The sequence below is a fragment of the Campylobacter cuniculorum DSM 23162 = LMG 24588 genome (assembly GCF_002104335.1).
Taxonomy (GTDB): domain Bacteria; phylum Campylobacterota; class Campylobacteria; order Campylobacterales; family Campylobacteraceae; genus Campylobacter_D; species Campylobacter_D cuniculorum.
In genome coordinates this window covers 678,424-691,700 of the sequence record NZ_CP020867.1, presented here as the reverse complement: position 1 = coordinate 691,700, position 13,277 = coordinate 678,424, and the positions used below count along the sequence as shown (strand labels likewise).

General features: G+C 31.6%; 17 protein-coding genes. 11 read left to right on the top strand and 6 right to left on the bottom strand.

The annotated features are described in order from the left end of the window. Nucleotides 1-32 precede the first annotated feature (32 nt). From cbrR to mrdA, 10 genes are all read left to right on the top strand, one after another. Nucleotides 33-1,286, top strand: coding sequence for a bile resistance response regulator CbrR (gene cbrR / locus CCUN_RS03505; RefSeq protein ID WP_027306226.1), 1,254 nt, complete (start codon nt 33-35; stop codon nt 1,284-1,286). Further along, the gene (locus CCUN_RS03500) at nt 1,277-2,083 is read left to right on the top strand and encodes a TatD family hydrolase (RefSeq protein ID WP_027306227.1); all 807 of its coding nucleotides are present in this window, start codon (nt 1,277-1,279) and stop codon (nt 2,081-2,083) included. The genes cbrR and CCUN_RS03500 overlap by 10 nt, the downstream gene beginning before the upstream one ends. After that, nucleotides 2,080-3,210 carry a lytic transglycosylase domain-containing protein gene (locus tag CCUN_RS03495; protein ID WP_027306228.1) on the top strand — a complete coding sequence of 377 codons (1,131 nt, stop codon included), beginning with the start codon at nt 2,080-2,082 and terminating at the stop codon, nt 3,208-3,210. The genes CCUN_RS03500 and CCUN_RS03495 overlap by 4 nt, the downstream gene beginning before the upstream one ends. Continuing rightward, a complete protein-coding gene (locus CCUN_RS03490) occupies nt 3,158-4,000 on the top strand; it encodes a septal ring lytic transglycosylase RlpA family protein (protein WP_027306229.1) in 843 nt (280 codons plus the stop codon). The genes CCUN_RS03495 and CCUN_RS03490 overlap by 53 nt, the downstream gene beginning before the upstream one ends. A 25-nt stretch (nt 4,001-4,025) precedes the next feature. Next, entirely contained in the window at nt 4,026-4,514 is a 489-nt protein-coding gene (locus tag CCUN_RS03485; protein ID WP_027306230.1) for an HAD hydrolase family protein, read from the top strand. After that, nucleotides 4,505-5,020, top strand: coding sequence for a hypothetical protein (locus CCUN_RS03480; RefSeq protein ID WP_027306231.1), 516 nt, complete (start codon nt 4,505-4,507; stop codon nt 5,018-5,020). Before CCUN_RS03485 ends, CCUN_RS03480 begins: the two co-directional genes overlap by 10 nt. Beyond that, nucleotides 5,002-5,463, top strand: coding sequence for an LptA/OstA family protein (locus tag CCUN_RS03475; RefSeq protein WP_027306232.1), 462 nt, complete (start codon nt 5,002-5,004; stop codon nt 5,461-5,463). Before CCUN_RS03480 ends, CCUN_RS03475 begins: the two co-directional genes overlap by 19 nt. Further along, a complete protein-coding gene (yihA, locus tag CCUN_RS03470) occupies nt 5,460-6,053 on the top strand; it encodes a ribosome biogenesis GTP-binding protein YihA/YsxC (protein ID WP_027306233.1) in 594 nt (197 codons plus the stop codon). The genes CCUN_RS03475 and yihA overlap by 4 nt, the downstream gene beginning before the upstream one ends. Further along, nucleotides 6,050-6,550 (top strand): hypothetical protein, encoded by a 501-nt coding sequence (locus CCUN_RS03465; RefSeq protein ID WP_027306234.1) that lies wholly within the window; start codon nt 6,050-6,052, stop codon nt 6,548-6,550. Before yihA ends, CCUN_RS03465 begins: the two co-directional genes overlap by 4 nt. A 188-nt stretch (nt 6,551-6,738) precedes the next feature. Then, nucleotides 6,739-8,532 carry a penicillin-binding protein 2 gene (mrdA, locus tag CCUN_RS03460; protein ID WP_027306235.1) on the top strand — a complete coding sequence of 598 codons (1,794 nt, stop codon included), beginning with the start codon at nt 6,739-6,741 and terminating at the stop codon, nt 8,530-8,532. Here the strand turns inward: mrdA and CCUN_RS09920 are convergent. Both CCUN_RS09920 and ispG read right to left on the bottom strand, forming a co-directional pair. Further along, nucleotides 8,489-8,725 carry a hypothetical protein gene (locus CCUN_RS09920; RefSeq protein ID WP_027306236.1) on the bottom strand — a complete coding sequence of 79 codons (237 nt, stop codon included), beginning with the start codon at nt 8,723-8,725 and terminating at the stop codon, nt 8,489-8,491. The two genes, mrdA and CCUN_RS09920, sit on opposite strands and share 44 nt — an antisense overlap. A 338-nt stretch (nt 8,726-9,063) precedes the next feature. Then, nucleotides 9,064-10,137, bottom strand: a complete 1,074-nt coding sequence (ispG, locus tag CCUN_RS03450; protein WP_027306237.1) for a flavodoxin-dependent (E)-4-hydroxy-3-methylbut-2-enyl-diphosphate synthase — start codon at nt 10,135-10,137, stop codon at nt 9,064-9,066. 100 nt (nt 10,138-10,237) lie between these two features. Between ispG and CCUN_RS03445 the strand changes: the two genes are divergently transcribed. Further along, complete coding sequence (locus CCUN_RS03445) at nt 10,238-10,762, top strand: adenylyl-sulfate kinase (protein WP_035175954.1); 525 nt, start codon at nt 10,238-10,240, stop codon at nt 10,760-10,762. Between the two features lie 60 nt (nt 10,763-10,822). On the opposite strand, the gene CCUN_RS03440 is transcribed toward CCUN_RS03445, so the two are convergent. The 4 genes from CCUN_RS03440 to rplU all read right to left on the bottom strand — a co-directional run bounded on the left by CCUN_RS03440 (nt 10,823) and on the right by rplU (nt 13,212). Next, nucleotides 10,823-11,395 (bottom strand): pyridoxamine 5'-phosphate oxidase family protein, encoded by a 573-nt coding sequence (locus tag CCUN_RS03440; protein WP_027306239.1) that lies wholly within the window; start codon nt 11,393-11,395, stop codon nt 10,823-10,825. After that, nucleotides 11,392-12,423, bottom strand: coding sequence for a GTPase ObgE (obgE, locus tag CCUN_RS03435; RefSeq protein ID WP_027306240.1), 1,032 nt, complete (start codon nt 12,421-12,423; stop codon nt 11,392-11,394). Before obgE ends, CCUN_RS03440 begins: the two co-directional genes overlap by 4 nt. A gap of 221 nt (nt 12,424-12,644) precedes the next feature. Next, nucleotides 12,645-12,899, bottom strand: coding sequence for a 50S ribosomal protein L27 (gene rpmA, locus CCUN_RS03430; RefSeq protein WP_027306241.1), 255 nt, complete (start codon nt 12,897-12,899; stop codon nt 12,645-12,647). Between the two features lies 1 nt (nt 12,900). Then, the gene (gene rplU / locus CCUN_RS03425) at nt 12,901-13,212 is read right to left on the bottom strand and encodes a 50S ribosomal protein L21 (protein WP_027306242.1); all 312 of its coding nucleotides are present in this window, start codon (nt 13,210-13,212) and stop codon (nt 12,901-12,903) included. Nucleotides 13,213-13,277 lie beyond the last annotated feature (65 nt).

The window sequence follows — 13,277 nt, the reverse complement described above, 5'->3', positions numbered from 1 at the left end:
TAGCCCAAAATTTTTATTTTAGGTGATTTATGATGACTAGAAAGATTTTATTTGTTGATGATAATAAGATGTTATGTAAGCTTTTGGCTAAAAAAATTGAGAATGAATTTTCTAACTATGAAGTCGATGTTGCTTCAAGTTTTGCTGAAGCTAAAGAGCTTGTAAAAAATGAGTATTTTTTAAGTTTTGTAGATCTTGCTTTGCCCGATGCACCTCAAGGTGAAGTGGTTGATTTTATGGCAGAAAAAAAGATTCCTACGATTATCCTTACTGCAAATAATAATAAAGAAACCAGAGAAAAATTTATGGAAAAAGATGTGCTTGATTATATTTTTAAAGAGAGTGAAACTTGTATCGATGAAATTTTAGATTCTATCACCAAACTTAAACGTTATGCGAAGACTAAAGTGATTTTAGCGATGAGCAAAATGCCTGAAAGAAATCAAGTTAAAAAATATCTCACTCAAAGGCTTTTTGATGTGATGGCTGCTGCACACGGAGAGGAAGCATTGAATTATTTTCAAGATAATCCTGATACAAAACTTATCATAGCAGATGCACAAATGCCTGTACTCGACGGAGGGGGTCTTTTGGCTGAAGTGAGAGCTAAGTATAGTTATGATGAGCTTGGTGTGATACTCTTGGGCGATAAAGATGATTTTTTGGTTACAAATTTACTTAAAAACGGCTTAAATATTTATTTGATTAAACCTTTATATAAAGAATTATTTAATCATTATTTAGACAGATGTTTAGCCTATATGGATAATATGAAATTTCTTAATTCTTATAATACCATTGATCCTGTATCGGGTGTTAAAAATTACAACGCAGTGGTTGCAGATATTGAGGATTATTTAAATGAACTTGCTACAAAAGAAACAGAGGAAGAATTCGCTTTTGCATTTTTGGATGTTGATGAATTAAAAACAATCAACGATGAATATGGATACAATGCGGGCGATGAAGTAATTAAAATTTGTGCAAAAGAAAGTGTTAATGAAACCAAAGGACGCGATATAATCGGACGTTATAGTCCTGAAAAAATCTGCATTGTGCTTAAAAATATTCAACAAGAAAAAGCCATTAAAATTTTTTCTCGTATTCGTGTTAATATCAAAAAAACCGGAATTTTAGTTAATTTAGATGAGGTTTTCTTTACAGCCTCCATAGGTGTTGTATTTGGTAAAACCGGAGATAAATTAAAAGACTTAGCAGATAAAGCCTCTTCGGCTCTTTCTAAGGCTAAAGCTAATGGTAAAAATAGAGTTGAAGTATGTTCTTAAATCTTCAATTCCAAAATACATTTAAGATTATCGATACACATTGTCATTTAGACGATGAAAGTTTTTATGGTGATTTAAATGAAATGCTTTTACACGCTTTTGAAAATGGCATAGACAAAATCATCATACCCGGTGCGGACATTAAAAATTTAGCTCGTGCAAGAGAAATAGCACACAATTATGAAAAAGTTTTTTATGCAGCTGGAATTCACCCTTGTGAGCCCTGTGTTTTTGATGAAGAACTTTTAAAAGAACATTTAAAAGATGAAAAATGTGTTGCTGTGGGAGAGTGCGGACTTGATTATTATCGTTTAAAAAGCGAGGATACAGAACTCAAAAAACAGCAAAAAGAATTTTTTATTCTTCAGCTTGAACTTGCTAAAGAATTCCAAAAACCTGTGATTATTCATACTCGCGATGCAAATGAGGACACTTATGAAATTTTAAAACAATATGCTAAAAATCTTTGTGGTGGCGTTTTGCATTGTTTTAATGCAAGCAAACATTTGCTTAAGCTTGCTGATGAGGGCTTTTATTTTGGAATCGGTGGAGTTTTAACCTTTAAAAATGCTAAAAATTTAGTTGAAATTTTACCTAAAATTCCAAAAGATAAACTTTTATTAGAAACAGATGCTCCCTATCTTACCCCAGAACCCTTTAGAGGCAGAAGAAATGATCCTTTACTGACTCAAATGGTTGCAAACAAGATGAGCGAGCTTCTTAATTTATCCCTTGAAGAACTTTTAAAACTCTGTTTTAATAATTCTGAAAAATTATTTTTTAAAGGTTGTCAATGAAAAAAATTTTATTTTTTTTAATCCTTGCTTTCAATGTGATATTTGCTCAAACTTATACTTCAGAATACTACGAAAAACAGGCTCAAATTTTAAGGAATTTAGATATAGACCCTAGTTTTATGAGCGATTTGATTTTTGTGCAAATTAGAGAAGAATTAGAATCTAAACATTCTGGTGTTTTAGTCAATTCTATACAAAATTTTTCTAAAGTAACTCCTATGATACGAAAGGTTTTAGCTAAAGAAGAGGTTCCTGAAGAAATTTTGTATTTAGCGATGATAGAATCAGGACTTAAAACTCATAGCATTTCAAATGCTAAAGCTGTAGGAGTTTGGCAATTTATGCAAGCTACAGCTCGAAATTTAGGGCTTAGAATCGATGCCTATGTCGATGAAAGACGCGACCCGGTTAAATCTACTTATGCTGCAGCAAATTATCTTAAAAACTTAAAAAATGAATTTGGCAAATGGTATTTAGCCCTTTTAGCCTATAATTGTGGAAATGGTAAATTAAAGCAGGCTATCAGTAAAGCAGGAAGCGATGATTTAAGTATTTTACTTGATTCAGATAAAAAATATCTCTCTTTAGAAACAAGAAATTTTATCAGAAAAATTCTTATTCTTGCTTTTTTAGCTAATGATAAGGACTTTTTGCTTCAAAAAGATGGTTCTTTAATGAATTATGCTTTAAGCAATGATTTTGTCAAAGTTGATATTCCTTCATCAGTTGCTTTGAAGGATTTAGCTCAAAGTGCTAATATAGATTTAGAAACCTTTAAAAAATACAATCCACAATTTAAACACAATTTTACTCCGCCCGGAAATGGGTATTATATGTATATACCTTTAAATAAAACAGCATTTTTCGAAAAAAATTTTAAAAATACTCATTTTAAAAAAGTGGATACAAGCATACCGATGACGAAAATTTATGTGGTTAAAGCTGGTGATTCTCTCTATAAAATTGCTAAAACTCATAATGTTGGCATTGAAGATTTAAGGGAATTAAACAAAATTAAGAAAAATCATCTTAGCATCAATCAAAAACTCATCATACCAATTAAGGAGGATAAAAATGCAAAAAATACAAAGTCTAAAAATCATTACACTCAAATTGTTTCTCGTTAATTTTTGTGCTTTGTTTTTAAGTGCTTGTGGGGTTACAAGTTTTTTTTCTGATGATTCTAGAAATGCTCAAGTGTATTATCCAAGCAATGATTTTAAAAGCTCTCCAAGTGCTTCAGGCACAAAAGGCACGATGAAGCCTTACACAATCAATGGAAAAACCTATTATCCAACCGTTGTTTCAGTTGGAGAAACTGCTGATGGGATTGCAAGTTGGTATGGACCGGGTTTTCACGGGAAAAAGACTTCTAATGGAGAAATTTACAATCAAAATGGCTTAAGTGCAGCCCATAAGACTTTACCTATGAATACCATTTTAAAGGTAACAAATTTAAACAACAATCGCCAAGTAACGGTTAGAGTGAATGACAGAGGTCCTTTTGTGGCAAATCGTATCATTGATTTATCTAAAGGTGCAGCATCTCAAATCGATATGCTTCAAACAGGCACAGCTCCGGTAAGGCTTGAAGTCGTAGGTTTTGGGAGTTCAAATTCTGATCACAATATCATTCATTCTAATGTAAATTACGGCAATAGCGGGGAAATTTTTAACAACGGACAAAGTTATGAGGGCGGTATTTTTATGGTGCAAATCGGAGCTTTTAAAAACCCAGAAGGTGCTAAAAGTATAGCCGCTAAATACAAAACTTATAGGACTTATTCTTCTACAATTCGCACAAGTTCAAGTGATGGCTTAACCCGTGTGTTTTTAAGCGGTTTTAGAAGTGAAGAGGAGGCAAGAGATTTTGCTGCAAGTGGAGCTTTTGCGGGAGCTTTTGTAGTTAGGGATTAAAAGATTTGGATTGAAAGATTTATAGATGATTGAACTTATATTTTTAGACATTGATGGTTGTTTGACAGACGGGAAGATTATTTATTCATCGGATTCTAAAGAGCTTAAAGAATTCGATGTTAAAGATGGTGCGGCGATTGAAGCTTGGCTTAAACTTGGTAAGAAAATTGCCATCATCACAGGACGCACTTCAATCTGTGTTGAGCAAAGAGCAAAGGATTTAAAAATCGAGCTTGTTTATCAGGGCGTTAAAGACAAGCTTTCTTGTGCAAAAAAAATTTTACAAGACTTGAATTTAAATTTTTCGCAAAGTGCTGCGATAGGTGATTATCTCAATGATAAAGCCTTGCTTAAAAATGTAAAATTCAGTTTCAAACCAAAAGATGCACACAGGGATTTAAAAGTGGATTTTAAACTCTCTAAAAAAGGTGGCAAAGCTGCTGTGGCAGAAATGATTGAGATTATTATCAAAAAAAATCATATGCAAAAAGAATGGAATAAGCTTTGGCTATAAAAATTTTTGGGATTTTAATCGCTCTTTTTACGATAAGTTTTACTATATTGTCTTTGCAAGATCCCTATTCTTTAAATTTAAAGAATTATTCTTTGGATTTTAAAAATATAGAAGCAAATTCCCTTGATGCTTATGAGCTTAATTCTTCTATGATTAAGTCCTATTATAAGGCACATTCTTGGACTCGTTATGAAAATAAAGATGTGTTTAAAAATTTTGTGAATTTAAATTTAGATTTTAATTTAAGTGCTCATACCCTAGAGCTTTTGGGCAAGGATTTTAATCAAGTTGTTTTCGAAGGAGATGTCGTGTATTTAGGAAAAGACAAGACAAAGCTTTTGAGTCCAAAAATGCAATTTAATCCTCGAGAAAAGATTTTAAGCACTCATCTTGGTTTTAAAGCATTTATTGATGGAAATATCATTAACGGAAATGTTTTAAACTACGATATAAAAAATAAAATTTTACAAGTTCAAGGAGTTCAAGCGTGGTTGCAAGGAAGTTAATCTTATTTTTATTTTGTATCAATTTATCTTTTGCAAATCAAATCAAAATTCAAGCCTTAAATTTTTATTCTGATGAAAATACCGGGAAAAGTGTTTTGAGTGGCAATGTTGTTGTCAATCATGAAAATGATGTTTTAAATTCTGGTGAGCTTGTCATTTTTAGTGATAAGAATCGAAAACCTATTCGATACGAGGCAAGCAAACAGCCTCGATTTAAAATCACTCTTAAGGGCAAGGTTTATGAGGGCAGTGGGGATAAATTCATTTATGATGTGGCTAAAGATACTTATGAGATTAACGGAAACGCTTATATCAACGAAATTCAAAGCAATAAAAAACTCTATGGAAATAGAATCATCGTGGATAGAAAAGCAAATATTTATCGCATTGAGAGCAAAGACAATAAACCGGCTCATTTTGTTTTTGACTTGGATAAAAAATGATACTTGATGCCAAATTCGTCACCTCTTTCACTCAATTTGATTCTAATTTTTCTTCAAAATCCGCTGAAGTGGCTTTTTTGGGACGCTCTAATGTGGGCAAAAGTTCTTTGATTAATTCTCTTTGCAAACAAAAAAAACTTGCGAAAAGTTCTCAAACTCCGGGAAAAACACAGCTCATTAATTTTTTTGAAGTCTTGTGTAAAAAAGATGAAAAAAAATTCAGCATTTATTTTATAGACCTTCCCGGTTTTGGTTATGCAAGGGTTTCAAAGCAACTCAAAAAACTTTGGAATCAAAATTTAGACGAATTTTTAAAACTTCGCAGCTCAATCAAACTTTTTATCCATTTAATCGATTCAAGACATACAAATTTAGAGCTTGATTTAAATGTAGAGCGGTATTTGCAAAGTTTTTTACAAGAAAAGCAAACAATTCTAAAAGTTTTTACAAAATGCGATAAATTAAATCAAAGTCAAAAATCAAAACTTAAAAATGAATTCAAAGACGCCCTTTTGATTTCAAATTTCAATCAATTTGGCTTAAAAACTCTTGAAGAAAAAATCATCTCAAGCGTTTTGGAGTTTCAATGAAAAAAAATGCTCATGTTAAAAATTACGTTGAAAATTTGAATTTAAATTATGTTATTTCAGGCTTTTTTTTTATTTTCTATCAAATTTTAAGCTCGATTTTTGTCTATTTACCTCCCTTTTATGGGATATTTTTTTGTTATGCTTTTTATCTTTTAGAGCAAAGTGAAAAGACTCTGCAAAAACTTGATTTTCGTTGGTATTTTTGTTTGGCTTTTTTGCTTTTTGCAGACATCACTCATAATTTTTTTATTTTTTCTTCTTGGATAGCTTTTTTTATTTTTTATTATACTTGTGCGGATTGGATTAAGACGAATTTTAAAATCGGTCAATTAATAGCAAGTGTTTTCGTGCTTTGCAGTTATGGTTTTATTTGGATTTTAGATATGATTTTTTCTTATATGAGCAATCAAAATGTGCATTTTTTTGGTATAGTTAATTTTATTTCTATACTCATAGAAGCATTCATTGCTTATATTTTTTTTAAGGATAAAATTTAATGGCATTTTTTGGCACAATAACAGCATCATTCTTCTTAATTACCAGCAGTATATTAACAGCTGTCTTTATATTTTTACTAAGAATGCTCTATGCTGTATTCATTTTCATAATCTGCTTGACTAGAACCTTATCTTGTAGCAGGAGTGTTGATTCTCATCTTTTATATGATAAAAAGGAAGTTTGAAGAATGAGAATGCGTATTGTTGTGGGTTTTATCCTTTTGTTTTTTATTTTTCTACTCAGTCGCGTGTATTATCTTAGTATCAAATCAAATGTCTATTATGAAGAACTTGCAAGACAAAATGCGATTAAAACTCAAAATTTAGCTCCAACTAGGGGGCAAATTTTAGACAGAAACGGGGTATTTTTAGCTCTCAATGATTTGGGTTTTAGTGTTTCTATCAAGCCTTATTTAAGCATAAAAAAATCTAATCAAGAAATTTTAAATAAAGAGCTTAATACCTTAACTTCTTTATTCACGGACTTAAATGCAACAATTTTAGAAAGAAATTATAAAAGAAATGATTCATATTATAATCAAAATTTCATAGAAGTGATAGATTTTGTGCCTTATGAAAAAATGATGCCTTATTTTTCAATCCTTCACTTGAATGAAAACATCGAGGTTAAACCTGTGGTGAGAAGAAAATACCCTTTTAACTCCTTAGCTTCTCATATTATCGGTTATGTGGGTAAAGCAAATTTGCAAGATGTGAGTGAAAATGAAATTGCAAAATTGACAAATTATATAGGAAGAAGTGGCATTGAACGTTATTATAATGAAATTTTGCAAGGAGAAAAGGGAGAAAGAACCTATAAAATTAACGCCTTAAATCAAGAAATTGAACAACTTTCTTACACCTTACCTGTTACCACTGACATACAATTAAGTATCGATATAAGACTTCAAACCTTTTTAAGTGAGCTTTTTAGTGATAATACAGGTACTGTTGTGGTGATGGACATTGAAAATGGAGAAATTTTAGCTGCTGGAAGTTTTCCTGAATATGACTTAAATCCTTTTGTAAACGGAATTTCAAATAAAGAATGGACCGAGCTTTCAAACAATCCGGATCATCCCTTTACAAATAAACTTGTCAATGGGCTTTTCCCTCCAGGCTCTATTGTAAAAATGGGCGTTGGGCTGTCTTTTTTAGATTCGAAGAAAATCAATACAAATACGAGTTTTTTTTGTAGCGGGGCGTTCGAATTTGGTGGGAGAGATTTTAGGTGTTGGAATAGAAGTGGGCATGGAAATGTGGATTTAAAAAATGGCATTAAACAAAGCTGTGATGTGTATTTTTATAACGGGGGCTTGAATGTGGGCATTGATAGGGTTAGCTCAACTTTAAGTCGTATAGGTTTTGGCACAAAAACAGGAGTGGATTTACCTAATGAATTTGTGGGGATAGTTCCAAGCAGAGAATGGAAAATGCAAAGGTTTAAAAAGCCTTGGTATCAAGGTGAAACCTTAAACACTTCAATCGGACAGGGCGATTTTTTAGTAACACCTATGCAGGTTGCTAAATACACAGCTCAAATTGCTAAAGGATCGGGTGTGACTCCACATTTTTTAAAACAAGTTGAAGATAAAAATTTAAGCACACAAAATACAAACAATGAAGTTTTTACACTTTTTGAACAAACTCAACTCCCCTATATACGCGATGCAATGTATGCCGTTGCAAATGAGCAAGGCGGGACAGCCTACCGCTACCTTAGCCATCTTCCTATTAAAGTAGCAGCAAAAACGGGAACAGCACAGGTTATAGGCTTTTCTCAAAAAGATAAAAACAGAGTCAATGAAGCAGATTTAGAATACTACACAAGGTCGCACACTTGGATGACGAGCTATGCTCCCTATGCTCATCCAAGATATGTTGTAACCGTTTTACTCGAACATGGGGGTAGAAGTATAAGTTCGGGGATAGCCACAGCTAAAATTTATGAAAAAATGAAAGAATTAAAATATTTTGAATGAATTTAAATTTTAAAAGGACAAGCTTGATTTTCACTCCTTTATTCACTCTATTTGCCTTGCTTTTTGGAGGATATTTTGCTAAAAGACTTCGAATTTTAATACTTTCTTTGAAAAATGCAACTTCATTAATATTCAAAGCTTCTGAATTTTGAGATTCTAAAATAATAGAAACTAAATCGACATTAAAAATCAATAATATATTTTAACAGAGCCTAAAAATTTTAAAATTTGAGTTTTTGTGTCAATATTGCTCGAAATGTTTAGCTCTTTAGTTATAGAAGCAAAAAATGTTTTCATTAATAACTTGTTTATTTTATTCCAAAAGAGATTATTTTATAAAAGTTTAAATAACTTCTATAAAGATTATGTATTTATCTAAGTAAGTCATTTCATTTCAAATTCTATTTTAACAAATTTTATACTAAGTTCTATAAATTTTTAAATACAGAATTTTACAAAAATATAATTCATACTCTAATTTTACCCTAAAATTCCTATATATTTTTTAAAAAATTATACAAATATTTTTCATTAATGTTTCATCTCTCTGCTCTTAACCTCATCTTCAACTTCGAGTAAAAATCTATCCACAAGCTCCTCTTCTTTAAGTTTCGCAACAACTTCTCCATGTCTTATGACTAAACCTTGATTTTTTCCAAAAGCTATGGCAACATCTGCACCTTTAGCCTCGCCCAAAGCATTAACAACACAGCCCATAACGCTTATGTTTAAAGCTTCTTTAATGTGTTTAGTCTTTTCTTCAACAATCTTAATCGCCTTAAGCAAATCGCTTTGAATGCGTCCGCAAGTAGGGCAAGAAATGATATTTACTCCGCTTTTTTGCACTCCGCTATCTTGCAAAATCGCCTTTGCAACACGAATTTCCTCTTCTAGCTCTCCTGTCATTGAAACTCTCATTGTATCCCCTATGCCTTTTAGGAGTAAATTTCCAAGTGCAATCGAACTTTTAATCGTGCTATGAAACTGCGTCCCAGCCTCTGTAACTCCAAGATGAAAAGGATAATCACAAAGTGGTCTAAGTCTTTCATAAGCTTCTATAGTTTTTTGAGTGTCTGAAGTTTTCATAGAAATTTTAATATCCTCAAAATCAAAATCCTCCAAAAGCTTGATATTGTATTTTGCACTTTCAAGCATGGCTTCAATCCCATAGCCGAATTTATCGCTAAATTGTTTTTCAATTGAGCCATGATTGATGCCTATTCTTATAGGAATTTTTCTTTGTTTGCAAGCCTTTACAACTTCTTTGATATTTTCTTTAGAACCTATATTTCCGGGATTTATACGCACTCCATCGATAAATTCAGCACAAAATACAGCCAATTTGTGATTAAAATGAATATCTACAATTAAGGGCAAAGCACTTTTGCTTTTAATCTCCCTTAAAGCCCTTGCATCAGCCATATCCAAACAAGCTAAACGAACAATATCTGCTCCAGCAAAATAAAGGCGATTGATTTGCTCCAAACAAGCCTCAACATCTCTTGTTTTGCTAAAAAGCATAGATTGAACAGAAATGGGTGCATCACCGCCTATTAAAACTTCACCGACTTTAATTTGTTTGGTTTTAAATCTTTTATACTCCATATTTTTTCTTTAAAGACTATATTTTTTAAATTCTAGCGTGTTTTTGCTTTAATTAAAGTTTATTTATGCTAAGATTTTTTTTAAAAAAATAAGGAATTTTATGGCTAAAATTTTAAATCAAGGCGGAGTCATTTGGCTCACAGGTTTAGCCGGAAGTGGCAAAAGCTATATTGCACAAGCTTTATATGAAAAATTGCGTGAAAATTTTAATTACATTATCCATCTTGATGGCGACGCATTTAGAGAACTTTTAGGACATTTTGGTTATGAAAAACAAGAGCGCATTAAAGTATCTTTAAAAAAGGCACAATTTGCCCATTTTTTAAGCTCTCAAGGAATGATTGTTATAGTGAGTGCAATTTCTATGTTTAAAGAATGTTATGAGTATAACCGAAAAAATTTAAAAAATTTTTTTGAAATTTATATACAATGCGATTTTGAAGAATTACTCAAACGCGATAAAAAAGGTCTATACAGCGGTGCATTAAATGCAAAAATTCAAAATGTTGTAGGTGTGGATATAAAATACGATGAGCCCAAACCTGATTTAATCATCAACAACACTCATTTTGGAATGCTTGATGAAAAGATACAAATCATTATAAAAGCTCTTGAAAAAAATTGAATTTTTGCTTTTATGAAATAAAAAGATAAATTAACGAATGAGTGATTAACTCTTATATTTTTAAACCCTTAATTTTTCAATCCATTTTATGGTTTGAAAATCAAGCTCATTTCCTCTATTTTTAAGGTCTTTAATCAAAATTTTAATCTTTTCATCATCTAAATTTTGTCCAAATTTTGCTTTAGCACTCAAAGTTTGAGCCTTGATAATGCCTGTAAAAACTCCATTTTCTTGTCCTTCTTTAAGAATGAAATTTTGATTTTCGTATTTTTTTACCAAAAATTCTAGCATTTGTTTTTTCTTTTGATTTTCAGTGATAACTTCAAATTTTCCTTCAATATAAACACTGAAGAAAAATTGAGTGGGTATCATCGTATGATTTAAAAAGCTTGAAGGTATGTAAGAATAAGGTTTTGAAGCGTTAAAACTGACTCGAGGTTCATTTTTTAAAAGCTGATATTTGCGTCCTGATTTAGCCCCGTGAAAATAAAGTTCATTTTGATGAAAACAAAAACTAATCGGCACAGCATAAGCACAATCCTTATCGGGTATAGCCAAAACGCCAAATTCTATGGAATTTAAAAAAGATTCGATATAAATTTTATCCTCAAAAATAAATTCATCGCGTCTCATGCCTTACCCTTTTTAACTTGCTCTAAAAGCTTAAATTTAAGCTCTTTTAAACCGATTTTTTCTAAGCTTGAAATTTGCATTAAAAAATTTTCAGGATGATTTAAATCAGAAAGATAATTTTGTAGTTGATTAAAATTTTGTAAAAGATTTTCTTTAAATTCTTGACCAAAATTAACACTATCAATTTTAGAAATCATTATCCCAAATTCCCTTTGATAAAGCTCTTTAGAAAAATTTTCAAGCTCATTTCTAAGAATGATAAATTGTTCTTTTAAAGAAAGTTCTCTTAAAGGATCAAGCACAAAAAGTAAAAAATTCGTGCGTTCAATATGTTTTAAAAACTCAAGCCCCAAACCCTTTCCCTCGCTTGCACCTCTAATAATACCCGGAATATCTGCCATCACAAAGCTATGATACTCATCAACATCTACAAGCCCTAATTTTGGCGTGAGTGTAGTGAATTCATAATCTGCAATTTCTGGTTTAGCATGTGAAATCACAGAAATCAAAGTGGATTTTCCAACATTTGGAAAGCCTACAAGTCCGACATCTGCAATGAGTTTTAATTCCAAACGTATAAGTTTTTTCTCTCCTTTTATACCGCTTTGAGCATAATCGGGTCTTTGATTGATTGAATTTTTAAAATGCGTGTTACCAAGTCCGCCTTTTCCACCATTTAAGAAAAGTTTTTTTTCTCCAATTTGAGTTAAATCCAGCAAAAGTTCATTTGTTTGTGCATCGAAAATTTGAGTACCTTGTGGAACAATAAGCTCTAAATCTTCGCCTTTTTTACCATTTTTATTGCGTCCAAGCCCGTTTTCACCATTTTTAGCACAAAATTCCTTTTTGCCTTTAAAATGCGAAAGTGTATGGGTGTTATTATCACACAAAAAATACACATTGCCCCCTCTTCCGCCATCGCCTCCATCAGGTCCTCCTAAAGGCACATGCTTTTCGCGACGAAAACTCACCGCTCCCGCACCTCCATTACCAGAAGCTACAAGAATTTGGACATTATCTATAAACATTATAAGCCTTCATTTTGCATATTGAATTTAAATAAATCTTTAAAAAATAAAAATTTTTTAGTATTTTCATTGATTGTGTAGTATTTTATCTTTAAATCAGATAAAATCACATAGAAAATATTGACTAAAAAATTTAAATCAATTGAATTAAATAAAAATCTATCAATGAACAAGTGATTTAAATTTTAGTCAATTTTCTAATTTAAAGCAAAAAAATTAATTCAAGCAGGATAAACAGAAACTTTTTTTCTGTTTTTATCCTTCCTTTCAAATTTCACAAAACCATCGATTAAAGCAAAAATTGTATGGTCTTTTCCTATGCCCACATTGTTTCCTATATGAGTTGCGGTACCTCTTTGACGCAAGATGATATTCCCTGCTCTTACAAATTCTCCACCAAATTTTTTAATACCCAAACGACGACCCGCAGAATCGCGATTGTTTTGAGTTGAACCTTGACCTTTTTTGTGTGCCATATTAAGCTCCTTGAATGTCTTTGACCAAGACGCGTGTGAATTGTCTTCTAAAGCCTCTTTTGAGTTTAGAATCTTTTCTGCGTCTTTTTTTGTAAATCACAACTTTTTTATCTTTTCCGTGAGTGATCACTTCTAAAATAACCTTTGCACCCGCTATAAAGGGCGAACCTACCTTTAATTCTTTATCATTGATTGCAAGAACTTCGCTCAATTCAACATTTGATTTTTTTTCAGCTTCAAAACGATCAAGCTTTAACTCATCGCCAACGCTCACTCTATACTGCTTTGAGCCGTGTTTGATAATAGCATACATTAAACTTTCCTTAGGGTAAGTTACCATAAAGCACCAATTTTGGATTTAAAAGCTTTAATGGTTTA

Coding starts and splice junctions, on each gene's coding strand:
- ispG (WP_027306237.1), bottom strand. CDS start 10,137: ATGGAGTATAAAAGATTTAAAACCAAACAAATTAAAGTCGGTGAAGTT.
- CCUN_RS03465 (WP_027306234.1), top strand. CDS start 6,050: ATGAAAAAAAATGCTCATGTTAAAAATTACGTTGAAAATTTGAATTTA.
- mrdA (WP_027306235.1), top strand. CDS start 6,739: ATGAGAATGCGTATTGTTGTGGGTTTTATCCTTTTGTTTTTTATTTTT.
- rpmA (WP_027306241.1), bottom strand. CDS start 12,899: ATGGCACACAAAAAAGGTCAAGGTTCAACTCAAAACAATCGCGATTCT.
- CCUN_RS03445 (WP_035175954.1), top strand. CDS start 10,238: ATGGCTAAAATTTTAAATCAAGGCGGAGTCATTTGGCTCACAGGTTTA.
- CCUN_RS03485 (WP_027306230.1), top strand. CDS start 4,026: ATGATTGAACTTATATTTTTAGACATTGATGGTTGTTTGACAGACGGG.
- CCUN_RS03440 (WP_027306239.1), bottom strand. CDS start 11,395: ATGAGACGCGATGAATTTATTTTTGAGGATAAAATTTATATCGAATCT.
- yihA (WP_027306233.1), top strand. CDS start 5,460: ATGATACTTGATGCCAAATTCGTCACCTCTTTCACTCAATTTGATTCT.
- CCUN_RS03490 (WP_027306229.1), top strand. CDS start 3,158: ATGCAAAAAATACAAAGTCTAAAAATCATTACACTCAAATTGTTTCTC.
- cbrR (WP_027306226.1), top strand. CDS start 33: ATGACTAGAAAGATTTTATTTGTTGATGATAATAAGATGTTATGTAAG.
- CCUN_RS03500 (WP_027306227.1), top strand. CDS start 1,277: ATGTTCTTAAATCTTCAATTCCAAAATACATTTAAGATTATCGATACA.
- CCUN_RS03495 (WP_027306228.1), top strand. CDS start 2,080: ATGAAAAAAATTTTATTTTTTTTAATCCTTGCTTTCAATGTGATATTT.
- rplU (WP_027306242.1), bottom strand. CDS start 13,212: ATGTATGCTATTATCAAACACGGCTCAAAGCAGTATAGAGTGAGCGTT.
- obgE (WP_027306240.1), bottom strand. CDS start 12,423: ATGTTTATAGATAATGTCCAAATTCTTGTAGCTTCTGGTAATGGAGGT.